Source organism: Streptomyces sp. NPDC033131, assembly GCF_055578365.1.
Genome location: NZ_JBVIPA010000006.1, coordinates 202158 through 224937, shown reverse-complemented (window position 1 = coordinate 224937; position 22780 = coordinate 202158). Strand labels below are relative to the sequence as shown.

Genomic DNA, 22780 nt, shown 5'->3' with positions numbered 1-22780 from the left:
AAGGCCTCAATTTTGCTCCCGGTTACATGGCCGTTCTTTATCTCGCTGAGCTTCGCGGTTGTTGCCGGGGTCCACTCCTTCGCCTGTCCGCCTAAGAGTTGTCCCGCAATCGCCGTGGCATGAGCGGTCCGCGGGTGGCTGGGGTCCTCGCCCAGCGACGAACCCGGTGTTGAGAGACTTCAGTTATGGGATCTTGGGGAACCTTGGGGCCGGCGTTGTTGTCTCTGGCAGGTGTTGCGCTCGGCGCGGGCGGATCGCTGTTTGGCCAGTACCTCGTCTCGCGTGCGAGCACTCGGCAGCTTGAAGTACAGGAGTCAGCCGCGCACCGGGCAGAGCTCAAGAACGCGGCCCTGAAGTTCCTGAGCCTTGCGTCGCAGGTGGAGAAGGCGGCGCTCGCCTGCTCGGGCAGTGGCAGTACCGCGGCTGATGCCGAGCTCGACCAGCTCGTCGATGATCTGTGGCTGGCGCATGCGGAGATCGACTTGGCAGCCAGAAGCGAGTCATTGCGAGGCGCTGCCTATCGTTATGCGGCCCGTCTTACGGAGGCAGCCAGGGACGGGATACCCGACGGGTCCGCGCTGCGCGGGCCGCAGGCGCAGTTCTTCGACGCGGCGTATGACGACATGTGGCCTGGCCATCGGCGGGCGGTCGGTGATTCCGTGACGCCTCGGTGAGTTGATGCGGCCGGTGGAATGATCCTGTCGTGGCTGGTGTGATCACGGCGTCGGAGCCGTTCTGGATAGCCCCTTTCACCGGGTTGAGTTCGCGTCAGTTCGGCGCGCTGCTCACCACGCTGCGGCGCGAGGGCGCGGACCCGGTCCGCAAGGGCCGGCCCTGGAGTCTGCCGCTGGAGGACCGGGTGCTGTTGGTTGCCACGTACTGGCGAACCAACCTGACCCTGCGCCAACTGGCCCCGCTGTTCGGGGTGTCGAAGTCCGCAGCGGACCGCATCGTCAACCACCTCGGGCCAGCATTGTCACTGCAGCAGCGCAGGCGGTTCCGGAAGGACACGGTGCTGATCGTCGACGGCACCCTGGTGCCCACGCGCGACCACACGGTGGCCGAGCAGTCGAAAAACCACCGGTACTCCACCAACCACCAGGTTGTCATCGACGCCGACACTCGGCTCGTCGTCGCCGTCGGCCGGCCGCTGCCCGGCAACCGCAACGACTGCAAGGCGTGGGAGCTGTCCGGCGCCAAGGACGCCGTCGGCAGCACCACAGTGATCGCGGACGGCGGCTACCGCGGCACCGGCCTGGTCATTCCGCACCGACGCGAGCCAGGCCAGAGTGAACTCCCGGCCTGGAAGGAGGAACACAACACCTCCCACCGCAAAGTCCGCGCCCGCGTCGAGCACGCCTTCGCCCGCATGAAGACCTGGAAGATCCTCCGCGACTGCCGCCTCAAAGGCAACGGCGTCCACCACGCCATGCTCGGCATCGCCCGCCTGCACAACCTGACCCTCGCCGGGTGACCTAGAAAAGGCCAGGTCATCCAGCACGTCAAGAATCATTTACGGGACAAGTCTTAGGCGGAGGGCATCCTCGATCTCGCTGAGCTTCGCGGAGGACAGGACGGCTGCCCGCTCGATCAGGTCGTCCCGGGACATGGTGGTCAGCCACGTGCAGGGGGTGAAGCCTGGACGCGGGAATGCGAACCGCAGTACACCTTCAAAGGGCAGTCCTTCCATGGCGCCTACTTGCACTTCGACGCCCAGACCGCTGATGTCGACGCCCGCCGGCGCGACGACCTGCATCGCCCGGATCCCGGACGCGTCGTCTGCCGACAGCAGCACGACCAGCCGCCGCTCGTCGAACTCGACCCACCAGACTTCGCCACGCTGCACATGTCCTCCTGACACAGGACGGCAGACGAACGCTGCACGACCCTGACGCGCTGTGGAGACGGGTGCGGCCACCGTTGATCATCGGTGTGTGAAGACAAACGATCATGCGGTGGCCGCAGGTCACAGCGTAGACCCTGCCCGCTGGCAGGAGGCGTTCGAGGGCCTGATGAGCCGGATCGCAGGCCGGTTCACGCGAGTCGAACCCCGGCGCAGGGCCGGACGGTTGGTGCTCGGGTTGCTGTCGGACCTGCCGCGTAAGAACTGCTGGACCATCGCCGAGTGGGCCGGGGAGGCCACCCCCCGGACGGCATGCAACACCTGCTCGGGCGGGCCGAGTGGGGCGCCGACCAGGTCCGCGACGACGTACGCGGCTACGTGGTGGAGCACCTGCACGACGACCAGGCGGTTCTGGTGGTCGACGAGACCGGCGACGTGAAGAAGGGCACCGGCACGGTCGGCCCACCACCCCGCACTCGACGCCCTCATACCGCTCACCTGCAACGAGATCCAACGACTGTTCATCACGCTCGTCGTCCAACCCGTCCACGACGCCGTCCACCGGCTCGGCTGGTCCCTCCGGCCGACCAGGATGAGTGGGGGCGAGGTATGTCAATGCCTGCTCCGGCCGAACGAGTTGCTGTTTGCCCTGACTGGCGTGCCCCGGTGCCGTGCGCGTGAGACGTGCTGCATGCTGCTGGCATGCCTGACGATGAGGAGCAGCACACCCCTCCGGACTCCCTGTTGCAGGTGATCGAAAACCTGGCGCGGTTCCATCGGGAGCATGAGAAGTACTACTCCCAGGCACCACTGCGGCAGGCGGGAGAGCTCCAGGCTCGGTCTCGGGCTCTGAAGTCGCTGGCCGACCGGTGGAGCGACGTCGAAGCCGGTGAGCAGTCGTCGGCGATTGCGTTCGCGGGCTCGGAGGATCTGAATGCTCCAGGGCTCGTGGCGGAGTCGGGGATCCTCTTCATGGAAGGGGAGGAGGAGCCTGCCGAACTCCGGAGGCTGAGGAATGAGGTCCACCTGCTTGCCGATGACACCGAGCAGGGCGGCGCGTGGCTGGCCCAGGCGATGGAGCAGGCGTGGGAGATCGCGGAAAGCCTGGCCGCGTATCCGGCGCTTGCCGACCTGCTGGGGGAGCGGCACCGGATCATCGCCAATGACTGGCAGTCGGCGGGTCTGCAGGTTCTGGTCGCGCGGCTGTTGCGCCGCGGCCTTGACCTGCTGGCCCGGGTCGACTTCTCTCCGGCGGCGCTTCGGGCCGACCTGCGAGGCGAGCGAAAGGCCCCCGCATACCTCTATTCGGCTTCTGAGCTGTTCGACCGGGCGGCCGATCTGATGACAGAGTCGGCGACGCTTGTGCATGAAAACGAGAGGCGCTGGCGCATGTTCCGTGCCCGGGTTCGCGAATTGCAGTCCGAGTAGGGCGACGAACGCGGGAGTGGTCCCACCACGCGAGATGATCTTCATGTGACAGGTGTGATCACGGCTTCGGTGCCGTCCTGGATAGTTCCATTCAGCGGGCTGAGCGCACGATGCTTCGGCAAGCTGGTGACTGCACTGCGGCGGGAGGGGGTGGACACGCCTCGGCGCGGCCGGCCCTGGAGCCTCGACCTGGACGACCGGGTGCTGCTGGTCACGGCCCACTGGCGTACGAACCTGACGCTGCGGCAGCTCGCCCCGCTCTTCGGGATTTCGAAGTCCGCGGCCGATCGAATCATCAATAACCTCACCTCGATCGTTCATGAGTCCTCGTCAGCACACCGACGAGGAATCATGAACGATCGAGGTGAGGGCTCGCAGAAGAACAACATGCAGGCGAGTGACGCGCTGACCTGCGGAGTCAAGTCGCAGAACCCACAAGTTAATTCTCTGCGAGCCCTTAGGCGCATCGGGCGACGGCCGTGAATTCAGGAGAACGCCGCCTGACGCCCCCCGTCTCACGCCACCCGCGTGAACTCCACCGTCACCTCCGGCAACCCGCCCGCCACCCCCCGGTACACGCCCTTGTGCGGCGTGACGTCGTCGTAGTCGCGGCCCCGGCCCACCACCACGTGGGACTCGTCGGCCCTCTTGCGGTTGGTGGGGTCGTAGCCGCACCAGTCGCCCGCCCAGTACTCGACCCAGGCGTGGCTCTGGCCGGCGACCGGCAGGTGCAGTTCCGCTTCCTGGTCGGGGTGGAGGTAGCCGGAGACGTAGCGGGTGGGCAGGCCCAGGCCTCGCAGCAGGGCCAGGGTGACGTGGGCGATGTCCTGGCAGACGCCCGCGCCCTGTTCCCAGGCCTCGGCGGCGGAGGTGGTCACTCCGGTGGAGCCGGGGAGGTAGGCGACCCGGTCGGCGACCAGGGACGAGACGGTGGCGGCGGTGTCGTGCGGGTCCAGGCCGGCCGCCGCGTCCCGTGCCTGCTCCACCAGCTCGGCGGGGAGTGTCGTACGGGGGGTGTCGCCCGCGAACTCCAGCAGGCGGGAGCGGGCGGTGTGGGCGGCTACTTCCGGCCAGGCCGGGGGCTGGGGGAGAGGGTCCGGGGCGTGGGTCTCGACCAGGCTGGAGGCGGTGATGGTGAGGTCGGCGTGCGGGTCCATGAGGTCGAAGCCGGTGACCTGGGTGCCCCAGTAGTCCCAGTACGACCAGGTGGTGGCGGTCGGGCTGACGGTGACCCGGGCGTCCAGGGTGGTCTGGTGGGGCAGTGTCAGCGGGGTCATGCGGACCTCGTTGTGCGAGGAGACCGCGGCCTGGGCGTAGGAGACCCGGGTGACGTGCCGGATGCGGAGGCGACGAGCCATCTCAGGCTCCTTCCTGGGCCCACTCGACGGGGCCCTGGTAGGGGAAGAACCGCTCGGCCACTCCCTCGGCGGATGCCATGCAGGACTGCTGCAAATCCCGTAGTAGAGCGGGGAGTTGGTCTTCCATGGCCTGCGAGTCGAGGTACTCCAGGCGGGTGCGCATCCGGCCGATGGGGCGGCGCGCCGGATCCTGGCGGGGGCGGCCGAGGGCCGTCAGGCACTCCTCGGCGGTGGTCAGGGCGTGCAGGGCGGAGCGCGGGAAGTCGCGGTCCAGGAGCAGGAACTCGGCCACGCGCGGGGTGTCGCCGAAGCCGCTGTGCACGCGCGCGTACGCCTCGTCGGCGCCGCTCGCGCTGAGCAGGGTGGGCCAGTCGGGGGCATGGGCGGCGTCCAGCACGCGCACCGACAGCAGCCGTACGGTCATGTCCACCCGTTCCAGGCTCCTGCCGAGGACGACGAAACGCCAGCTGTCGTCGCGGCTCATGGTGGAGTCGGCCAGGCCGAAGAAGAGGGCGGCCCGGCGCCGTACCAGCTCCAGATAGCCGTAGGGGCCGGTACGGCGGGCCGCGAGCCGCATGTCGGCGAGCGCGTGCCAGGTGGAGTTGAGGCACTCCCACATCTCCGAGGAGACCGCCTCGCGGGCGCTCCTCGCGTTGAGCCGGGCCGCGCCCAGCGCGCCCTCGATGGAGCAGGTGGACCGGGCGTCGAAGGCCAGCTGGTCCAGGACCCGCTGCATGTCGACGCGCTGGTCGCCCGCGTCGACGCCGAGGATCGCGTACAGCGACCGGCAGGCCACGTCCTCGTCGCGCCAGGGGTCCTCCAGCATGCGGTGCAGGTAGGCGTCGAGGATGCGGCCGGTGGCGTCCGCGCGCTCGACGTACCGTCCGGTCCAGGTGAGGGACTCGGCTATCCGGGACAGGATCACGTCGTTCACTGCTGCTGCGCCCCTTCCTGTGCGACGGCGGGGGTGCCGTCGGGTCCGAGCTGGCGGGGAGCCACGTCGGGCGGCGAGCCGGGGAGGGTCGCGGCGGGCTGTTCCGCCGGTCCCTCGGCCAGTACCCAGGTGTCCTTGGAGCCGCCGCCCTGGCTGGAGTTGACGATGAGGTTGCCCTCCTGGAGGGCGACCCGGGTGAGGCCGCCGGGCAGGACCCAGACGTCGTTGCCGTCGTTGACGGCGAAGGGCCGCAGATCTATGTGGCGTGGCGCCATGCGTTCCCCGGCGAGCGTGGGGGAGGTGGACAGGGCGACGGGCCGCTGGGCGATGAAGCCGCGGGGGTCGGCGATGACGGCCGCGCGGGTGCGTTCGAGGGTCTCGCGGTCGGCCTTCGGGCCGATGACGATGCCCTGGCCGCCGGCGCCGTCGACCGGCTTGATGACCAGCTGGTCGATCTGGTCGAGGACGGCGTCCAGCTGGCCGGGTTCGTCCGGCCGGAAGGACTCCACGTTCGGGAGAATCGGTTCTTCGGAGAGGTAGTAGCGGATCAGGTCCGGGACGTACGTGTAGAGCAGCTTGTCGTCCGCGATGCCGTTGCCCACGGCGTTGGCGAGGGTGACGTTGCCCGCGAGGGCGGCGCCCATGATGCCGGGGCAGCCGATCACCGAGTCGGGGCGGAAGTGGAGCGGATCGAGAAAGTCGTCGTCCAGGCGCCGGTATACGACATGGACGGGTACCTCGCCGCGGGTCGTCCGCATCCCCACCCGGTTGCCGCGGCAGACGAGGTCGTGCCCCTCGACCAGCTGGACGCCCATCAGGCGGGCGAGCAGGGCGTGTTCGAAGTAGGCGGCGTTGCTCGGCCCGGGGGTCAGGACGACCACCCGCGGATCCGGGGTGCCGTCGGGTGCGGCGGCCCGCAGGGCGGCGAGCAGGCGCTGGGCGTACCCGTCGACGGGCACGACGTGCTGCTCGGCGAAGAGGGAGGGGAAGACCCGGGTCATGGCGCGCCGGTTCTCGATGACGTACGAGACCCCGCTGGGAACCCGGACGTTGTCCTCCAGAACCCGGAAGTCGCCCGCCTCGTCCCGTACGAGGTCGATGCCGGCGACGTGGATGCGGACACCGCCGGGCGGTTCGACGCCATGGGCCGCGCGGTGGAAGTGGGGGGAGCTGAGGAGCAGCCGCCAGGGCACGACACCGTCCTCGAAGGCACGGGCCGGCCCGTAGGCGTCGCCGAGGTAGGCCTCCAGGGCCCTGACTCTCTGACTCACCCCGCGTTGTATGAGATCCCACTCCAGGGCGTCCAGGATCCTGGGCACGAGGTCCAGCGGCCAGGGCCGCTCCTCGCCCGCGAAGGCGTAGGTCACGCCCCGGTCCGTGAACGCCCTGGCCATCTGGTCGGCCCGGAAACGCAGTTCACTCGGCTCGATCGGCTGCAGCGCCGCCAGCACCGGCTCATAGGCGGTCCTGACCTCACCCGGCCGCTCGAACATCTCGTCCCACGCGTCGGCCAACGCGTATGCGTCAAATATGTCCGCCATGACCTGACGTTAAGTGTGGTTGGTAACGCGCTGATCTCTGCGTGATTTCCGGCAGCTCTCGCGGGTGCGGGCGGGAGCGGCGTGGCGTCGGGGGCGGGTGTGGCACGCCGAGCGGGGCAGCTTCCGCCCGGTCGCCCCCGAGGCCGGCGGTACGGGTTCCGCCGTGCGCCCGGCGGGTACGGGACACCCCCGTCAGCTTGTTGCAACCCGAGCGGCGGAGGCGTGGAGTCAGTGGGGCAAACCGGTGTTTTCTCCCTGTCCCGAAGGGAGGAGCCGTGTTGCGCAGCCGGTCCGGTCCGCGCATAGTTGCGCTGCAAAAGGCGCTGGAACCGGGGGTGGGACGGGCGATGGCCGGGCACGGGGCGGAGGAGCATCCACACGGTGCCGACCGACTGTGCGACGCCGGGGACCGCGTGTACTCCCGGGCCGTGCGGCGGGGCCGCGTGCCGCGTGAGGACGCCGGGCCGGTGCCCTGTCTGCTGGAGCTGGCCCTGCTGCACCCGGACCCCGACGACATGGACTGGCTGGTGCCGACGGCACCCCAGGAGGTCATGACGCGGCTGCTGCGCGGCCTGTACGACGAGGTCAGCGCGAGCCAGCGGCGGGTGGGTTCGGCGGTGGCGGCCTTCGAGTGGTATGCGGGCCTCGGCCCACAACCGCAGTCGGCATCCGCCGAGGGCGGCGCGATCCGCGTCCTCGACGGTCTCTCCCGCATCCAGGCGGCGATGGACGAGGCGACGGAGGCCTGCACGACGGAGGTCCTGACCGTCCAGCCCGGCGGCATCCGTCCCGAGCACGAACTGACGGAGGGTCTGCACCGGGCGCTGGCACTGCGCGGCCGGGGCGTTCGCATGCGCGATCTGTACACGCACGTGGCCCGGCACGGGCAGGGCCTGCTCAACTACCTGGAGCTGATGGGCGGCGCGGTCCAGGCGCGCACCCTCGACGAGGTCATCGACCGCCTGATCCTCTTCGACCGCACGGTGGCGTTCATCCCGGCGAACGCGGACCGCACGCTGGCCCTCGAACTACGCCACCCCGCGCTCGTGGAGTACCTGGGCACGGTCTTCGAACGCCTCTGGCGCCTCGCGATCCCGCTGACCGCCCCCCTGCCCGACACCGGCATCGAGGGCATCTCGCACCGGGAGCAGTCCATCGCGGCGCTGCTCGCGGAGGGGCATCAGGACGCGGTGATCGCGGAGCGGCTGGGGATAAGCGTCCGTACGTGCCGGGCGCACATCGCGCGGCTGTCGGAGACGCTGGGCGCGGCCAGCCGTACGCAACTGGGCGTCCGTATCGCACAGGTGGGTCTGGACGGCGCCGCCCGTCCCGCCGACGTGGTGCCGGGGCCGCTCAGCCTTCCTGATCAAGGATCCCGGCCCGTCCGATGAGGTAACCGAGCTGCGCCCTGCTCTCGCTGCCGAGGGTGGAGGCGAGTTTGGCGATGTGCTCGCGGGCGGTGCGGATGTTCAGGCCGAGGCGGTCGGCGATGACGGCGTCGGTGTGGCCCTCCACGAGGAGGGTGGCTATGGCGCGCTGGCGGGGCGTGATGCCGTTCAGGGTGGGTGGCTGGACCGCCTGCGGGTACATCGGCGTGGCCAGGTGCCAGAGGCGGTCGAAGGTGGTGGCGAAGAAGTCGACGAGCGCGGGGTGGCGGACCTCCAGGGCGAGAGCGCGGTCCTTGCTGGCCGGGATGAAGGCGACGGCGTGGTCGATCACGACAAGGCGCTCGGTGACCTGGTCGAGGGTGCGTGCCTCGGCGTCACCGTTCAGCCGCTCGTAGCGGGCGATCACGGCGGGTGAGTGGCGCTGGGTGTGCTGGTAGAGGGTGCGCAGCCGGCCGCCGCGGTGGAGCAGTGCCTGGTCGCGGACCAGGCTCTGGGCCAGGCGGTCGGCGGGATTGCGGCCGTCGTAGGGCTGAATGGCGAGCAGTTCGCGGGAGGCGTCCGCCATGGCCGTGGTAATGGCCTCGTTGATGCGGTCGAGCCCGCTGAGGACGCTGATGCCCGGCAGGTCCGCCGTCGCCGTGCGCTGCCCGTCGATCCGCATGAGCCGCTGGAACGTCTCGGACAGGCGTTGCTCGCGCTGCCGTTCGTCGGCGATGCGGTCCGCCGAGGTCCGCAGCATCCGGTGCAGGGCGACGGCAGGGGCGACGGGCTCCAGCCGCTCCAGGTTGCCGACGTCGGGGTGCAGCAGCCCGAAGTCGAGCAGGCAGGGAGCGGTTTCGGCGTCGGAGGAGTTGACGTGCCCCTCGCGCAGGGCGCGTTCGTACAGCGTCGTTCCCGCGGGGCACAGTTCCTCCGGACCGTGCCCGTGCGCCGATGTCGTCACGCGTGACCCTCTTCTTCCGGCGGGAGTCAGGCATCCTGCTGCAAAATGCCCGACTGCGCTATGAGGAAGCCGAGTTGGGCGCGGCTCCCGCTGCCGAGGGCCGAGGCGAGTTTGGCGATGTGAGCGCGGCACGTGCGGACGTTCATCCCCAGGCGTCGGGCTATGGCCTCGTCGACATGGCCCTCGATGAGGAGCTTGGCGATGGAGTGCTGGATGTCCGTGATGCCGTCGGGGGCGGTTTCGTAGGGTGCGCCGGCGCTCAGCGGAACCGCGCGGCCCCACATGAACTCGAAGACCTTGATCAGGTAGCGGACGAGCCCGGGGTGACGCAGTTCGAGGGCGACCTGCCCGTCGTCACGCGTCGGGATGAAGGCCACGGTCTCGTCGCAGATGATCAGCCGCTCCACCAGTTCGTCGATGGTGCGGTATTCGACCTTGCCGTCGGAGAACCGGGCAACGTAGGCCAGCGTCTCAGGACTGTGGCGGGCGGTGTGCTGGTAGAGGGTCCGGATGCGGCAGCCTCGTTCGATCAACGGCCTGTCACGCTCCAGCCCTTGGGCAAGGGTGTGCTCGAGCCGGCGGCGGCTCGGCTGGACCGTGAGCATCTCGGTGTGGCATTGGGCGGTGGCCAGGTCGAGCGCCGCGTTGATCCGGTCGATGCCCTCCAGCACCGTGATGGAGTGCGTGGACGCCGTCGCCTGGGCGCTGAGGGCCATGAACGGCTCGAAAGCGTCGGCGAGTTGGATCGACTCGCGCCGGCGCTGAGTGATCTCGTGCTCGATCGGGTTGAGCCGCTGGGCCAGGGCGATCGACGGAGGCACGGGGCGCAGCCAGTTCGCGTCGTCCGGATCGGGATGAAGGAGGGCGAACTCCATCAAGCACGGAGCGGGCTCGACGTCCGCACGGGCGATGCGTCCGGTGCGGAGAGCGTTCTCATAGAGACGGCGACCCTCCTCGCACAGAGCGGTCAGCGCGTGAGGATGTGTCCGCTTAGTCGCGCTTGTTGTCAAATCTCCACCCCCCAGGGTCCTGAACGTGCAGGAACATGATGCATCGATTGTGTGGCCATGACGTGCCCAAATGCGCCATCGTCGTAGTCGACGGGGGAGAGGTGACCTTCAAATGAGGACGAAGCCGACTATGCATAAGAGAATGCTTCGCTCGGCGCTTGCCGCCGCCTTCTCCGCTGTTGTGGCTTTCGGGACGCTGAGTGGCCTTGCGGAGACCAGGAGCGACGTCCCGACGGACAGCGCCTGGAGCACGCGTGCCGCGGCTGCCGCCCCGCCCGGCGACAGTACGTGGGTGGTGGTGGCGTCCGACGCCCCGGCCGACAGCACATGGGGCATGGACGACAGCACCTGGGCCGCCGAGTCATGACCACTCCACCCGACGACCGCTCCTTCCGCCGCGAAATGGCCACCGCCTACCGCTCGGGATGGCACTTCATCGACCTGGTCACCGCGATCCCCCACGCCGGTGACTCGTTGATGGTGACCGTCTTCGGTGAGCCGGTCGTCGTGACGCGGGACGAGGACGAGGACGTACGGGCCTATCGGTGCCTGCGGCGGCCCCGGGGTGCGCCGCAGCCCGTGCGGTGTGCCATCCGGTACGGAATGATCTTTGTGAACCTGGACCAGCGGGACCATCGACTGGTGGAGCAGGACGCTCCGCCCCAACGAACCATCTCAGCCACCCCCCGCAGTGCCTGACGCGATTCCCCCGTCGTAACAGATCGCGCAGGTGCTTCCCCCCGCAGCGGCGTCACCGTGACCTGAACACGGTGACGCCGCTGCAGTTTGCGGACATTTCCGGGTATCGGACGAATCGGTGAGTGGCTGAAACTGATCGATATTGCGTGCGGTGCGGGTCCCGGCGACTCTGCGCGGGTCCTGGCGGGTCTCCAGGGCCTCCGGAGCCAGCTTGGCCCGGTCCTTTTCGGCCTCGCGGCCTTCTCAGCCCCGCCCCATCGCCCGCGTCAGCCGGATCTCGATCGCCACGCGCGTCGGGTTCGGGCGCGGTGGGTGTCCGTAGCGCTCCTCGTAGCGGCGCTCCGCCTCCGCGACCTCTTCCGGACCCGTGCGCACGAACGCCCGGCCCTCCAGGGTGGCCCAGCGGCGGCCGGCGACCTGGCAGACCGCGACCCGGGCGCCCGCCGGCCCCGCCGCCAGGACGTTGCGCACTTTCGTGCTTGCCCGGTCCGCGATCACCCGAGCGAGTCGGCTCTCGGGGTCGTATGTCACTCCGACCGGCACCACGTGCGGGCTGCCGTCGGGGCGGGATGTCGTCAGCGTGCACAGGTGCCGTTCGCGCCAGAAGCTGAGGTATGACGCGTCCGGGGCACCCGGGTCCTGGGGATGTGCGGCCATGAGGCGAACCTAGTCGCCCGGAGCCTCCCCGTGGCCACCTTGAGTGGAATAGACTCAAGTTTGTGTACGTTGATTGAGTCAGTGTGACGGGACGGCTGACGCAAGGACGCCAGGAGGAGGAGACAGCGAACGTGGACGCCGAGCTGACCAACCGGAGCCGGGACGCCATCAACGCGGCCGGTAACCGGGCCGTGACCGAGGGACACCCCGACCTCACCCCGGCCCACCTGCTCCTTGCCCTGCTCCAGGGGCAGGACAACGAGAACATCGTCGATCTGCTGGCCGCCGTCGACGCCGACCAGGCCGCCGTGCGGGCCGGCGCGGAGAAGGCGATCGCGTCGCTGCCCAGCGTGACCGGGTCCACCGTCGCGCCCCCGCAGCCCAACCGCGAGCTGCTCGCCGTGATCGCCGACGCCCAGGAGCGGGCCAGGGACCTCGGGGACGAATACCTCTCCACCGAGCACCTGCTCATCGGCATCGCCGCGAAGGGCGGCCCGGCCGGCGACGTACTCTCCGGGCAGGGGGCCACCGCGAAGAAGCTGTCGGAGGCCTTCCAGAAGGCAAGGGGAGGACGCCGCGTGACCACCGCCGATCCCGAGGGCCAGTACAAGGCCCTGGAGAAGTTCGGGACCGACTTCACCGCCGCCGCGCGGGAAGGCAAGCTCGATCCCGTCATCGGGCGGGACCAGGAGATCCGCCGGGTGGTGCAGGTGCTGTCCCGGCGGACCAAGAACAACCCCGTGCTCATCGGCGAGCCCGGCGTCGGCAAGACCGCCGTGGTCGAGGGGCTCGCCCAGCGGATCGTGAAGGGCGACGTGCCCGAGTCCCTCAAGAACAAGCGGCTCGTCGCGCTCGACGTCAGCGCCATGGTGGCCGGGGCCAAGTACCGCGGCGAGTTCGAGGAGCGGCTGAAGACCGTCCTCGCGGAGATCAAGGACTCCGACGGGCAGATCATCACCTTCATCGACGAACTGCACACCGTCGTGGGCGCCGGCGCCGGCGGGGACTCCTCGATGGACGCCGGGAACATGCTCAAGCCCATGCTCGCCCGCGGTGAGCTGCGCATGGTCGGCGCCACGACCCTGGACGAGTACCGCGAGCGCATCGAGAAGGACCCGGCGCTGGAGCGCCGCTTCCAGCAGGTGCTGGTCGCCGAGCCGAGCGTCGAGGACACCATCGCCATCCTGCGCGGCCTCAAGGGGCGCTACGAGGCCCACCACAAGGTGGTGATCGCGGACAGCGCGCTGGTCGCGGCCGCGACCCTCTCCGACCGGTACATCACCTCCCGCTTCCTGCCCGACAAGGCCATCGACCTGGTCGACGAGGCGGCCTCCCGCCTCCGCATGGAGATCGACTCCTCGCCCCTGGAGATCGACGAACTCCAGCGCGCCGTCGACCGGCTGAAGATGGAGGAGCTCGCGCTGGTCAAGGAGACCGACCCGGCCTCGCGCGAGCGCCTGGAGCGGCTGCGCCGCGATCTCGCCGACAAGGAGGAGGAACTGCGCGGCCTGACCGCCCGCTGGGAGAAGGAGAAGCAGTCCCTCAACCGCGTCGGTGAGCTGAAGGAGAAGCTCGACGAACTGCGCGGACAGGCCGAACGAGCCCAGCGCGACGGCGACTTCGACACCGCCTCCATGCTGCTGTACGGCGAGATCCCCACCCTGGAACGGGACTTGGAAGCCGCCTCGCAGGCCGAGGAGGAGGCCGCCAAGGACACCATGGTCAAGGAGGAGGTCGGCGCCGACGACATCGCCGACACCGTGGCCGCCTGGACCGGCATCCCCGCCGGGCGCCTCCTGGAGGGCGAGACACAGAAACTCCTGCGCATGGAGGAGGAGCTGGGCCGTCGCCTCATCGGCCAGACGGAGGCCGTGCAGGCCGTGTCGGACGCCGTACGGCGCAGCCGGGCCGGCATCGCGGACCCCGACCGCCCCACCGGCTCGTTCCTCTTCCTCGGCCCCACCGGCGTCGGCAAGACCGAACTCGCCAAGGCACTCGCCGACTTCCTCTTCGACGACGAGCGGGCCATGGTCCGCATCGACATGAGCGAGTACGGCGAGAAGCACACCGTGTCGCGGCTCGTCGGCGCGCCCCCCGGCTACGTCGGCTACGAGGAGGGCGGCCAGCTCACGGAGGCGGTGCGGCGCCGGCCGTACAGCGTCGTCCTGCTCGACGAGGTCGAGAAGGCACACCCGGAGGTCTTCGACATCCTCCTCCAGGTGCTGGACGACGGCCGCCTGACGGACGGCCAGGGCCGGACGGTGGACTTCCGCAACACCATCCTGGTCCTCACCTCCAACCTGGGCAGCCAGTTCCTGGTCGACCCGATCAGGAGCGAGGCGGAGAAGAAGGAGCAGGTGCTGGAGGTGGTCCGGTCCTCCTTCAAGCCGGAGTTCCTGAACCGGCTCGACGACCTGGTCGTCTTCTCGGCCCTGTCGAAGGACGAGCTGAGCCGGATCGCCCGCCTCCAGATCGGCCACCTCACCCAGCGGCTGGCCGAACGCCGCCTCACCCTCGAGGTCAGCGACGAGGCCCTGGTCTGGCTCGCGACCGAGGGCATGGACCCGGCCTACGGCGCCCGCCCGCTGCGCCGCCTCGTGCAGACCGCCATCGGCGACCGTCTCGCCAAGGAGATCCTCTCCGGCGAGGTCAAGGACGGCGACACGGTCCGGGTGGACGTGTTCGGGGAGGGCCTGATCGTCGGGCCGTCGACGGACAAGACGCTCTGACAAGGCACTGTCACGGCCCTTCGTCGCGGTGTGAGCGGACGGACGACACGGGCGGGGACGCCGGTATCCACGGCCCCCGCCCGGGTCAGGTCACGGCGGTCACGGTCACGGTCACGGTCACAGCGTGAACGCCACGAACCGCACCCGGGACCAGTACGGCCCGTCGTGAGTGATGTCCACCTGTACGGCGCCGTGGCCGCCGGACTCCCCGGGGCCCAGGTTCAGGCAGAGGTCGGCCGTGGCCTCGTCGCACTGCGACGTCCGCGGCTCGGGCCCGCCCAGGTACGTGGCCGCCAGCCAGTCCCGCACCTCGTCGCGGGGCATGCGGAAGCGGGCGTCGTAGCGGGTGTCGATGCCGGACTGCACCTCGCAGACGGTGTCGTCCGCGCCGGAGGGCAGTTCCGCCCCGCCGAAGGCCAGCGCCTCGGCGCAGGGCGCCTTCTCGATCCCCGTTCGTACGGTGTCGTCCGTGAACAGCCACAGGCCGAGCAGCACGAGCGCTCCCGTCACCAGCAGGGCCGGTAACGCCATGATCGCCGTGAACACGCCCCAGCGGGTTCTGCCGGGCGTCCTCGGCTCCGTCACGGGTTCGTCGCCGCTCCGCGTCATGAATTCCCCTCCGTCGGGTACCGGTCAGTACCTGCTTGCTGCGCCTGCTCCCTGCTTCCCGCTGACCGGATCATGTCAGCCCGAGGCTCACAGACTCGCCTGGGCTTGCCACCCCCCTCCCCGCATGGGGGAGGATGGCAGGATCCGTACGAAGGGAAAATCACGGTGACCATCGACCCGTCCTCGATTCCGAACTTCGGGGGCCAGCCCGAGCCGCAGCCGTCAGCTCCGGCGGGCCCCGTCGTCCCGGATCAGGACCTCGTGAAGCAGCTCCTCGACCAGATGGAGCTGAAGTATGTCGTCGACGACGAGGGTGACCTCGCGGCGCCGTGGGAGCAGTTCCGCACGTACTTCATGTTCCGTGGTGAGGGAGACCAGCAGGTCTTCTCGGTGCGGACGTTCTACGACCGCCCCCACAAGATCGACGAGAAGCCCCTGCTGCTGGAGTCCATCGACGACTGGAACCGGCGCACCCTGTGGCCCAAGGTCTACACGCACACGCATGACGACGGCACCGTCCGTCTGATCGGCGAGGCGCAGATGCTCATCGGCACCGGCGTCAGCCTGGAGCACTTCGTGTCCTCCACGGTCAGCTGGGTGCGGGCCGCCATCGAGTTCGACAAGTGGCTCGTCGAGCAGCTGGGCCTCGAGCAGGAGGTCAACGACGCGGAGAAGCCCGAAGAGGACGAGTAGGTCCCCCCGGGCCTGTAACGGCCTGCACCGCCGTAGCGCCGCGCCGAAGCGCCGTAGCGGCGAAAGAGAGCCCGGCCAGGGCGCCGACCCCCACGGTCGCGTGCCAGGGCCGGGCTCTCGCCGTGCAGATCGCCTCCACGGAGGGCGCGCACGAAACTTCCGGACGGGGTCAGGGAGTTCGCGCTGGCCTACGGTCGGCTGCAGGCGGCAACTCCGCCCCCGCTCATGTCACTTGAATCGGGTGAATCGGGTCCCGCACGGTCCGGGGCTCTGCTTCGAGGCCGCCTCCTGGACCGCCTTCACAGACGAGTTGAAGGCCGGGCACCCCCGTCCCTGAGGCGGCCGGGCGCCGGTCGCCGTCCGCGTTCCGGGCTCACCGGGACCTTGTCCGCGAGGGTCCGGCGGGCCACTGACCTCCTGAAAGAACCGGGAGAAAGAACTACCCGCCCACCCACCCTCCCCGCCAGGAAGCCCGCGTCACCCGTCCGAGTGACCGGCTTGCAGGGGCGGGATACGGGCGGTTACGTTCGCCGCGACAACCGCAAACAGATACGGCCCCCGGCCGGGACGGCAATCCCGATCGAGGGCCTGACCGATCAGGAAGAGAACGACTTCCCGATGGCTGACCCGCAGTCTAACGCGCGCCTGCGCGCCGACGCCGGAGCTCCGACCTCCGGCGTGATCCACGTACGTACTCGGCTGACGGCCGACTTCACGGTGATCTCCAACGCCCTCGCCCAGCGGCGCGGCAGTGCGGTCACGGTCGGCGTCGCGGCGTACATCTCCTCGCTGCCCGACGGCTCCTCCGTGACCATCACCGCCCTGTGCGAGCACTTCAGCGAGGGGGAGATCCTCATCTCGCGGGCGCTCAGGGACTTGGAAGCGGCCGGATACCTGGAGCGCCGCCGCGAGCGAACGCCCGCCGGGCAGGTCCGTACCCGAACGTACTTCTACGACGTACCCGGCGGTGGCCCGGGTCCGGACCCGGACGGGCCTCCCGAGCCGCCCGCGCCTCGTCGGAGCCGAAAGCAGTCCGCCGCCACAATGGTCACGCCCGCGTCCGCGAGGGTGGAGGAGATGGTGGCCGCGCCCGTCCAGGCCGAGGCGGAGACACCGATCCAGCTTGCCGACGCCGACCCACAGGCCGTCGCCGTACTGACCGCCCTGCGCAGGGTCGACCCCCGCCTTGTCCTGTCCGCGCGGGAAGCCGCCCGCCTCGCCCCGGCCGTCACGCGGTGGCTCGCGGCGGGCCTCCTGCCCACACAGATCACGGACCAACTCACCGCAAGACTCCCGGACGACCTCCTGGTCCGCCCGGTCGGCATCCTCGCCTACCGGCTCAAGGAGACGCCGCTGCCCGCACCGGCCAGAGGCGCAGCACCCGCGGTACGTCCGGCGATCGCACCCATGCGGAACTGCGACGGCTGCGACCGCGGGTTCCGCTCGGCGGAACCCGGCCGTTGCCGGGATTGCCGGTCCGAGGACGGTCTCCGTGCGGCCGGCTGAGCCGGTGGCTCGAGGCGTGCCTTGCCGCCTGAGTTCAGGGGCTGAGGTCCAGGGTGCGCACCGGCTGTTCCTTCCACGTGTGCGGCCTGGTTGTCGCGATCACCCCGCCATCCGGTCGGTCGGGGCTGGGCTGGGCGGCGTAGAGAGTGTGCGCGTCGGCCCACGTGGTCGCGCGGGCCGCCGACAGGGCGGCCGGCAGGTCCAGGTCGACGATGTTGATGCCAGGCAGGGCGGCAATGTGCTCCGCGGTGCCCGGCCGGGCCCGGTCGGCCTCGACGAGGGCGCACGTGGCGGCGTAGAGGAACCAGCCCGGCTCGGCGTGAGTGCGATGGATCAGTCGGGAGGCCAGGGCGTTACCCCGTCCAGCGGCCACCATCGCGCTCTCGTCGAGGAACACATGCACATCACGGGTCACGAGGCACCCGCCTCGGCCATACGGCGGTCCAGCTCGGCGTCCAGCTCGGCCTGCTCATGCTCGTCGGGGTCGTAGCCGTTCCACTCCCGCAGCACGGCCCGTGCTTTCTCCGCCCGCTCGGCCCGCTCCGCCGGGGTGAGCAGGGTCTCGGCGAGCCGGGCCAGGTAGGAGCGGAGGGAAAGCCCCTCACCAGCAGCTATCTCGGCAAGTCGGTCGCGGGCATCGGCGGGGATACGGACGTTGGCGTCAGACATGATGCGGGTTCCCTTGCACTTACCGTCACGGGTACGGGTACGTACCCGTACCCTTCAGCATCACTGTAGCCCGACCGGCATGCGGCCGTCCGCGGAAGCCTGCTCCCGTGACATGAGCGGCTTCTGCGAACCACTTCCAGGAGCGGGCGTCCGTGGGCGGGCGCCTGCTTTCTGTGCGGTCCGTCTCAGCCCGCCAGCGTCTTGAGCCGGGCCGCCGCCTCCTCAAGCACACTCGCCTGCTTGCAGAACGCGAAGCGGACGAAGGGCGCGCCCGCCTCCCGGTGGTCGTAGAAGACGGCGTTCGGGATGGCGACGACGCCCGCCCGTTCGGGCAGCGCGCGGCAGAAGGCGAAGCCGTCCTTCTCGCCGAGGGGGCGGATGTCGGGTGGTGATGAAGTAGGTGCCCGCGGGCCGGAACACCTGGAAGCCCGCCTCCGTGAGGCCCGTGGCCAGCAGGTCCCGCTTGACCAGCATGTCGTCGCGGAAGGCGGCGAAGTAGCTGTCGGGAAGCGCCAGCGCCTCGGCGACGGCGTGCTGGAAGGGCCCCGACGCGACGTACGTCAGGTACTGCTTCGCCGAGCGCACCGCGTTGACCAGCCCCGGAGCGGCCGTCACCCAGCCCACTCCGTGTTCACGCACCCATTTCTTCCTGGCTGGCTGCCGTCTCGCATAGAAATCAGAGTGTAGTCAGAGTACGCTCTGAGTATGAGTATCGTGCACTCGGTATCCGAATCGGAATCCGTCTCGTTCACCGATCTGTCCCGGAACCCGAAGGCGGTCGCCGCGAGGGCAGCCGCCCTGGGATGTCTGCGTGTCACGCACCGAGACGCGCCCGACATGGTGCTGACCACGGCCATACACGCAGAGCGCAGCGAGGAGAACCTGACCACGGCGTCCCGGCTGTTCCTTGCCCTGATGAAGCAGGACGGTGGCGCCAGGTCGCTTCTGCTCGCGCTGCCCGAGGTGTTCCCGTGGGTGCGTCACCTGGACGATGAAGAAGTCCGGGAATTCACCGTCGAGCTCCTGGAAGCGCTGTCCGACGCCGCTGAGCTGGGTGCCAGGGAGGCTGTGCACCGAGCGATCGTCTCGTGGCGGGCAACTGCCCGCATCAACGCTGACCCTGACCAGCTCAGGGAAGCACTCCGCCCGCTCGGTGACGTCGACCTCGGCACGGTCGAGGTGCACGGGTGAGCCCGAAGAAAGGCGATCGGGTCAGCGTCCCTCCGCTGAGTGGCTGGAACGTCATCCACGGGACGACGGAGGCCGCGACCGGTTGGGAGGAGCTGTGCCGGGTGGCGTTGCCGAACGCGCATCGCTGCCTGGAAGCCCTTCGCACAGACCCGCTGTCGCGGGCCAACTGGAACCGCCAGCACCAGCTCCGCGGCAGGCACGCCACCAGGGAATGGAAGGGCTCCGACTTGGAGCAGTGGGAGTACGAGATCACCAGCGGCGGCCGGGTCCGCTACCTGGTCAGCCCGGACACCTCGACTGTGATCCTGGTGTACGCCTCCCCGCGACACCCGAAGGACACTGAATAGCCCAACGGCCCAGGGCCCTATGCGCCCAGTGTCTTGAGGCGGCGCGCGGCCTCCTCCAGTACGCTTGCCCGCTTGCAGAACGCGAATCGTACGAAGGGCGCGCCTTGCTCGCGGTGGTCATAGAAGACCGCGTTGGGGATCGCCGCCACTCCGCAGCGTTCGGGCAGGGCGCGGCAGAACGCGAAGCCGTCGGTCTCGCCGAGGGGGCGGATGTCGGTGGTGATGAAGTACGTGCCGGCCGGGCGGAAGACCTTGAAGCCCGCCCGCTCCAGGCCGCCCGCGAGCAGGTCCCGCTTGGCGCGCATGTCGGCGCGGAACTCGTCGAAGTACGAATCGGGCAGGCGCAGGGCCTCGGCCACGGCGTACTGGAAGGGCCCGGAGGCGACGTACGTGAGGTACTGCTTGGCCGAGCGGACGGCCGAGACGAGTTCCCGGGGCGCCGTAATCCAGCCCACCTTCCAGCCGGTGAACGAGAACGTCTTGCCGGCCGAGCCGATCGACACCGTCCGCTCGCGCATCCCCGGGAAGGTCGCCAGCGGCACGTGCTCGGCCTCGCCGAAGACCAGGTGCTCGTACACCTCGTCCGTCACCACGAGGAGATCGCGCTCGACGGCCAGCTCGGCGATCGCGGTGAGCTCCTGGCGGGTGAGGACGGTACCGGTCGGGTTGTGCGGGGTGTTGATCAGCAGCAGCCGGGTGCGGTCGGTGACGGCGGCGCGCAGTTCGTCGAGGTCGAGGCGGAAGGTGGCGCCCTCCTCGTCGACGTGCGGGCGCAGCGTCACCGGCACGCGCGTGCCGCCCGCCATCGCGATGCAGGCCGCGTACGAGTCGTAGTACGGCTCCAGGGCGACGACCTCGTCACCGGGCTCGACCAGCGCGAGCAGCGCGGCGGCGATGGCCTCGGTGGCGCCGGCCGTGACCAGTACCTCCGTGTCGGGGTCGTACGACAGGCCGTACCGGCGTTCCTGGTGGGCGGTGATCGCCGTACGCAGCTCCGGGACGCCCGGGCCCGGCGGGTACTGGTTGCCGCGGCCGTCGCGCAGCGCCCGTACGGCCGCCTCCCTGATCTCCTCGGGCCCGTCCGTGTCGGGGAAACCCTGGCCCAGGTTGATCGCCCCGGTCTTCAGGGCGAGGGCGGACATCTCGGCGAAGATGGTCGTCCCGAACTCGGCGAGCCGACGGTTGAGGAGGGGGCGTGCGCTGGAGGTCATGCCGGCCATCCTCCGCCCAAGCTCTGGAGTTCCTCAACTCACCTTCGGGGGTGAGACCTGTGCCGGTGGCCGAGGCACCGTCTCTGAGCGGGCGAGGGCTGTCATCGACTGTCGTCACCTGTCGTCGTTGGCCGCCCTCGGACGGCCCTCGGACGGCCCACAGACGGCCAGCCCGGCAAAGCGCAACCGGCGGGCGCAGGCGGACCGGCTCGGGCGGGAGATCGCCGCTCGCCAGCATCACTTGTGCAGCCCCCGGCCTCTAGCCTCGGGCTTTCACGAGGGCTGCCGTCCAGCAGGTGGTCGAGAAAGCGTAAAGTACCTCTGAGCTGCAAGGATAGGACCTGCTGAGGGCCCAGTTCGTGGTAGCGGAAGAGACACTTCCCGGGTGAAGGAGAGGAGCCGGTCCTACCCGCCTGTCAGTGTCGAGAGCGGCTGTCGCGCGTGTTTGCCCAGGCTGCTCAGCCGACTGCGAAGCCGTGACGTGTTTCCTGGCACAGCATCCGCCTGCTCCAGCCTCAGTGGGGCAGTGGTGCAGCCCGAGAGTGACGTGCCTGCGGCGGGCACCCGGGCAGGCGTGGTCATTACCAGGGGCGGGTGATGGTGTTGGTGTCGAGGGTGACCGAGCCGTTGATGGCCAGGGCCTGTCCCTGGATGGTTACGCCGGCGTTCACGGTGATGGATGTCAGGGCCAGGATCCTTCCCGCGAAGGCGGTGTCGGTGCCAAGAGTGGCTGAGCTTCCGATTTGCCAGATCACGTTCCTGGCCGTGGCGCCGTTGATGAGGAGCACGCGGCTGGCCGTTGCCGTGGTCAACGTGGATCCGATTTGGAGAACCCATTCGGCGTTGCGGTCGCCCTGGGCGTCCAGGGTGAGCGTGCCGGTAAGAGCGAGGGACGTGGGGGCGTTGTAGACGCCGGGAGCCAGCGTCAGGCCGCCGAGGTCTCCGGAAAGGCCGGCGTTCGGGAGCTGGGCGGCGGCAGTGTCGTAGGTGGCGATGAGATCGGCGTGAGCCTGAAGGGCGTCAGCGTCAGTGATGTGGATGGTGCCGTGAACCTGACCGGGCGGGAATCCGGTGACGGAGGTTCCCGGGCTCGCCCCGAGATCCCCGGTGACTTCGGAGGGACCGGTGTTGGTGACCGACGCGCCGCCCAGCACCGCGAAGCGTCCCAGATAGGTGTAGGTGTCCGAAGCGGTCACGGTGCCGCCGAGAGTGATGACGGAGACGTCGACCGGGCCGAGTTCTCCCGCCGGGAGCAGGGCGTGGATCTCTGTGTCGGAGGCGATCCGCCAGGACAGGGCGGGCGTGCCACCGAAGGTGACGCCAGTGGTGTAGGAGAAGGCGGTTCCGGTGATGACGACGAGATTGCCCCCGTCCACCGGCCCTTTGTCCGGGGTGATGGCAGTGATGGACGGCGAGTCGAGATAGGTGTAGACGACCCCACCGGCGGTTCCGCCCCTGGTTCGTACGGTGATCGTGACCGGACCTGCGGAGGCAGCCGCAGGGACGGTGACGGTGAGTTGACCGTCGGAGTCGACGGTGAAGGCGGCGGCCTGCGCACCGAAGAGGACCTCGTACGTGGTGTAGAGGCCGAGGCCTGTGGGGGTCACCGTGTTGCCGCCGGCCAAGGGGCCGGCGGGTGGCGGAAGGAGGCGGAAGAAGGGTGGCGGCAGATAGTAGAAACTGCCGACGACGCCCGTTCCGCCGGGGGTGGTGACCGAGACCGGAACGGCGCCGTGGCCGGAGGGGGTGACGGTGGCGGTGGCGGAGTCGCTGAGCACCGTGAAACTCGCAGCCCGGCGGGAGTCGTAGAGCACGCTGGTGGTGCCGGTGAAATGGCGGCCGGTGAGCGTCACCGCGTCGCCCCCACCCGTGGATCCTTGATTCGGTATGACCGCCATGGGGCGCTCCCTGAGTCTGTCGGCCGATCGGCGGGCTGCGTCGTCGGCCGGTCCCTGCACCGATGACCGCAGTGGTTCCCCTCTTCGGAGTAGCCCACTGGCCCACGCACCTGACAAGAGTTGAGG

23 protein-coding genes and 2 pseudogenes are annotated in these 22780 nt (G+C 69.6%); 12 read left to right on the top strand and 13 right to left on the bottom strand.

Annotated elements, in window-relative coordinates:
- Positions 1-185: 185 nt before the first annotated feature.
- Together ACZ5XS_RS11390 and ACZ5XS_RS11385 are read left to right on the top strand one after the other, a co-directional pair.
- The gene (locus tag ACZ5XS_RS11390; RefSeq protein WP_468650040.1) at positions 186-674 is read left to right on the top strand and encodes a hypothetical protein; all 489 of its coding nucleotides are present in this window, start codon (positions 186-188) and stop codon (positions 672-674) included.
- Between the two features lie 29 nt (positions 675-703).
- A complete protein-coding gene (locus ACZ5XS_RS11385) occupies positions 704-1474 on the top strand; it encodes a transposase (RefSeq protein WP_468650038.1) in 771 nt (256 codons plus the stop codon).
- A 39-nt stretch (positions 1475-1513) separates the two neighbouring features.
- Here the strand turns inward: ACZ5XS_RS11385 and ACZ5XS_RS11380 are convergent, their stop codons facing one another.
- Positions 1514-1846, bottom strand: coding sequence for a type II toxin-antitoxin system PemK/MazF family toxin (locus ACZ5XS_RS11380; RefSeq protein WP_468650036.1), 333 nt, complete (start codon positions 1844-1846; stop codon positions 1514-1516).
- A 166-nt stretch (positions 1847-2012) separates the two neighbouring features.
- Here ACZ5XS_RS11380 and ACZ5XS_RS11375 point away from each other — a divergent pair.
- From ACZ5XS_RS11375 to ACZ5XS_RS11365, 3 genes and pseudogenes are all read left to right on the top strand, one after another.
- A pseudogene (locus ACZ5XS_RS11375) lies at positions 2013-2305 on the top strand (transposase); the annotation flags it as partial.
- 240 nt (positions 2306-2545) lie between these two features.
- The gene (locus tag ACZ5XS_RS11370) at positions 2546-3271 is read left to right on the top strand and encodes a hypothetical protein (protein ID WP_468650034.1); all 726 of its coding nucleotides are present in this window, start codon (positions 2546-2548) and stop codon (positions 3269-3271) included.
- Positions 3272-3316: 45 nt separating this feature from the next.
- Positions 3317-3754 (top strand): helix-turn-helix domain-containing protein, encoded by a 438-nt coding sequence (locus tag ACZ5XS_RS11365; RefSeq protein WP_468650032.1) that lies wholly within the window; start codon positions 3317-3319, stop codon positions 3752-3754.
- 32 nt (positions 3755-3786) lie between these two features.
- On the opposite strand, the gene ACZ5XS_RS11360 is transcribed toward ACZ5XS_RS11365, so the two are convergent.
- Genes ACZ5XS_RS11360 through ACZ5XS_RS11350 form a run of 3 tightly spaced genes read right to left on the bottom strand, consistent with a single transcriptional unit; the run spans position 3787 to position 7104 of the window.
- Entirely contained in the window at positions 3787-4629 is an 843-nt protein-coding gene (locus ACZ5XS_RS11360; RefSeq protein ID WP_468650031.1) for a transglutaminase family protein, read from the bottom strand.
- A gap of 1 nt (position 4630) precedes the next feature.
- Complete coding sequence (locus tag ACZ5XS_RS11355) at positions 4631-5563, bottom strand: alpha-E domain-containing protein (protein ID WP_468650030.1); 933 nt, start codon at positions 5561-5563, stop codon at positions 4631-4633.
- Positions 5560-7104: a circularly permuted type 2 ATP-grasp protein gene (locus ACZ5XS_RS11350; protein ID WP_468650028.1), complete on the bottom strand. Its 1545-nt coding sequence runs from the start codon at positions 7102-7104 to the stop codon at positions 5560-5562. The genes ACZ5XS_RS11355 and ACZ5XS_RS11350 overlap by 4 nt, the downstream gene beginning before the upstream one ends.
- 347 nt (positions 7105-7451) lie before the next feature.
- On the opposite strand from ACZ5XS_RS11350, the gene ACZ5XS_RS11345 reads away from it, so the two are divergent.
- Positions 7452-8495: a helix-turn-helix transcriptional regulator gene (locus ACZ5XS_RS11345; RefSeq protein ID WP_468650192.1), complete on the top strand. Its 1044-nt coding sequence runs from the start codon at positions 7452-7454 to the stop codon at positions 8493-8495.
- Here ACZ5XS_RS11345 and ACZ5XS_RS11340 read toward each other — a convergent pair.
- Positions 8458-9435 (bottom strand): helix-turn-helix transcriptional regulator, encoded by a 978-nt coding sequence (locus ACZ5XS_RS11340; protein WP_468650026.1) that lies wholly within the window; start codon positions 9433-9435, stop codon positions 8458-8460. The genes ACZ5XS_RS11345 and ACZ5XS_RS11340 overlap by 38 nt on opposite strands.
- A 26-nt stretch (positions 9436-9461) precedes the next feature.
- Positions 9462-10406: a helix-turn-helix transcriptional regulator gene (locus tag ACZ5XS_RS11335; protein WP_468650190.1), complete on the bottom strand. Its 945-nt coding sequence runs from the start codon at positions 10404-10406 to the stop codon at positions 9462-9464.
- 402 nt (positions 10407-10808) lie between these two features.
- Here ACZ5XS_RS11335 and ACZ5XS_RS11330 point away from each other — a divergent pair, with 402 nt between their 5' ends.
- Positions 10809-11144, top strand: a complete 336-nt coding sequence (locus ACZ5XS_RS11330) for a Rieske (2Fe-2S) protein (RefSeq protein ID WP_217242838.1) — start codon at positions 10809-10811, stop codon at positions 11142-11144.
- A gap of 243 nt (positions 11145-11387) precedes the next feature.
- Here the strand turns inward: ACZ5XS_RS11330 and ACZ5XS_RS11325 are convergent, their stop codons facing one another.
- Positions 11388-11801, bottom strand: coding sequence for a pyridoxamine 5'-phosphate oxidase family protein (locus ACZ5XS_RS11325; protein WP_468650024.1), 414 nt, complete (start codon positions 11799-11801; stop codon positions 11388-11390).
- Positions 11802-11932: 131 nt separating this feature from the next.
- Between ACZ5XS_RS11325 and clpB the strand changes: the two genes are divergently transcribed.
- Complete coding sequence (gene clpB / locus ACZ5XS_RS11320) at positions 11933-14530, top strand: ATP-dependent chaperone ClpB (RefSeq protein ID WP_468650022.1); 2598 nt, start codon at positions 11933-11935, stop codon at positions 14528-14530.
- 117 nt (positions 14531-14647) lie between these two features.
- Here the strand turns inward: clpB and ACZ5XS_RS11315 are convergent, their stop codons facing one another.
- Positions 14648-15139: a hypothetical protein gene (locus ACZ5XS_RS11315; RefSeq protein WP_468650020.1), complete on the bottom strand. Its 492-nt coding sequence runs from the start codon at positions 15137-15139 to the stop codon at positions 14648-14650.
- 165 nt (positions 15140-15304) lie between these two features.
- Here ACZ5XS_RS11315 and ACZ5XS_RS11310 point away from each other — a divergent pair, with 165 nt between their 5' ends.
- Positions 15305-15832: a YbjN domain-containing protein gene (locus ACZ5XS_RS11310; protein ID WP_217242834.1), complete on the top strand. Its 528-nt coding sequence runs from the start codon at positions 15305-15307 to the stop codon at positions 15830-15832.
- A 618-nt stretch (positions 15833-16450) separates the two neighbouring features.
- Positions 16451-17338 (top strand): hypothetical protein, encoded by an 888-nt coding sequence (locus ACZ5XS_RS11305; RefSeq protein ID WP_468650018.1) that lies wholly within the window; start codon positions 16451-16453, stop codon positions 17336-17338.
- A gap of 34 nt (positions 17339-17372) precedes the next feature.
- On the opposite strand, the gene ACZ5XS_RS11300 is transcribed toward ACZ5XS_RS11305, so the two are convergent.
- From ACZ5XS_RS11300 to ACZ5XS_RS11290, 3 genes and pseudogenes are all read right to left on the bottom strand, one after another.
- Positions 17373-17714 (bottom strand): PIN domain-containing protein, encoded by a 342-nt coding sequence (locus ACZ5XS_RS11300; protein ID WP_468650189.1) that lies wholly within the window; start codon positions 17712-17714, stop codon positions 17373-17375.
- Between the two features lie 35 nt (positions 17715-17749).
- Positions 17750-18007: a hypothetical protein gene (locus tag ACZ5XS_RS11295; RefSeq protein ID WP_468650016.1), complete on the bottom strand. Its 258-nt coding sequence runs from the start codon at positions 18005-18007 to the stop codon at positions 17750-17752.
- A 185-nt stretch (positions 18008-18192) separates the two neighbouring features.
- Positions 18193-18631, bottom strand: a pseudogene (locus ACZ5XS_RS11290) (aminotransferase class I/II-fold pyridoxal phosphate-dependent enzyme); the annotation flags it as partial.
- 81 nt (positions 18632-18712) lie between these two features.
- On the opposite strand from ACZ5XS_RS11290, the gene ACZ5XS_RS11285 reads away from it, so the two are divergent.
- Positions 18713-19198: a prevent-host-death family protein gene (locus ACZ5XS_RS11285; protein ID WP_468650014.1), complete on the top strand. Its 486-nt coding sequence runs from the start codon at positions 18713-18715 to the stop codon at positions 19196-19198.
- Positions 19195-19545: a hypothetical protein gene (locus ACZ5XS_RS11280; protein WP_468650012.1), complete on the top strand. Its 351-nt coding sequence runs from the start codon at positions 19195-19197 to the stop codon at positions 19543-19545. Before ACZ5XS_RS11285 ends, ACZ5XS_RS11280 begins: the two co-directional genes overlap by 4 nt.
- A gap of 17 nt (positions 19546-19562) precedes the next feature.
- Here ACZ5XS_RS11280 and ACZ5XS_RS11275 read toward each other — a convergent pair whose 3' ends face one another.
- Positions 19563-20765: a pyridoxal phosphate-dependent aminotransferase gene (locus tag ACZ5XS_RS11275; RefSeq protein WP_468650010.1), complete on the bottom strand. Its 1203-nt coding sequence runs from the start codon at positions 20763-20765 to the stop codon at positions 19563-19565.
- A gap of 572 nt (positions 20766-21337) precedes the next feature.
- The gene (locus tag ACZ5XS_RS11270) at positions 21338-22654 is read right to left on the bottom strand and encodes an ice-binding family protein (RefSeq protein ID WP_468650008.1); all 1317 of its coding nucleotides are present in this window, start codon (positions 22652-22654) and stop codon (positions 21338-21340) included.
- Positions 22655-22780 lie beyond the last annotated feature (126 nt).

Bases quoted from the DNA above. Each gene is read 5' to 3' on its own strand.
- ACZ5XS_RS11305 (WP_468650018.1), top strand. From the start codon at position 16,451: ATGGCTGACCCGCAGTCTAACGCGCGCCTGCGCGCCGACGCCGGAGCT.
- ACZ5XS_RS11275 (WP_468650010.1), bottom strand. From the start codon at position 20,765: ATGGCCGGCATGACCTCCAGCGCACGCCCCCTCCTCAACCGTCGGCTC.
- ACZ5XS_RS11330 (WP_217242838.1), top strand. From the start codon at position 10,809: ATGACCACTCCACCCGACGACCGCTCCTTCCGCCGCGAAATGGCCACC.
- ACZ5XS_RS11360 (WP_468650031.1), bottom strand. From the start codon at position 4,629: ATGGCTCGTCGCCTCCGCATCCGGCACGTCACCCGGGTCTCCTACGCC.
- ACZ5XS_RS11370 (WP_468650034.1), top strand. From the start codon at position 2,546: ATGCCTGACGATGAGGAGCAGCACACCCCTCCGGACTCCCTGTTGCAG.
- ACZ5XS_RS11300 (WP_468650189.1), bottom strand. From the start codon at position 17,714: ATGGTGGCCGCTGGACGGGGTAACGCCCTGGCCTCCCGACTGATCCAT.
- ACZ5XS_RS11345 (WP_468650192.1), top strand. From the start codon at position 7,452: ATGGCCGGGCACGGGGCGGAGGAGCATCCACACGGTGCCGACCGACTG.
- ACZ5XS_RS11295 (WP_468650016.1), bottom strand. From the start codon at position 18,007: ATGTCTGACGCCAACGTCCGTATCCCCGCCGATGCCCGCGACCGACTT.
- ACZ5XS_RS11285 (WP_468650014.1), top strand. From the start codon at position 18,713: ATGAGTATCGTGCACTCGGTATCCGAATCGGAATCCGTCTCGTTCACC.
- ACZ5XS_RS11350 (WP_468650028.1), bottom strand. From the start codon at position 7,104: ATGGCGGACATATTTGACGCATACGCGTTGGCCGACGCGTGGGACGAG.
- ACZ5XS_RS11390 (WP_468650040.1), top strand. From the start codon at position 186: ATGGGATCTTGGGGAACCTTGGGGCCGGCGTTGTTGTCTCTGGCAGGT.
- ACZ5XS_RS11270 (WP_468650008.1), bottom strand. From the start codon at position 22,654: ATGGCGGTCATACCGAATCAAGGATCCACGGGTGGGGGCGACGCGGTG.
- ACZ5XS_RS11315 (WP_468650020.1), bottom strand. From the start codon at position 15,139: ATGACGCGGAGCGGCGACGAACCCGTGACGGAGCCGAGGACGCCCGGC.
- ACZ5XS_RS11325 (WP_468650024.1), bottom strand. From the start codon at position 11,801: ATGGCCGCACATCCCCAGGACCCGGGTGCCCCGGACGCGTCATACCTC.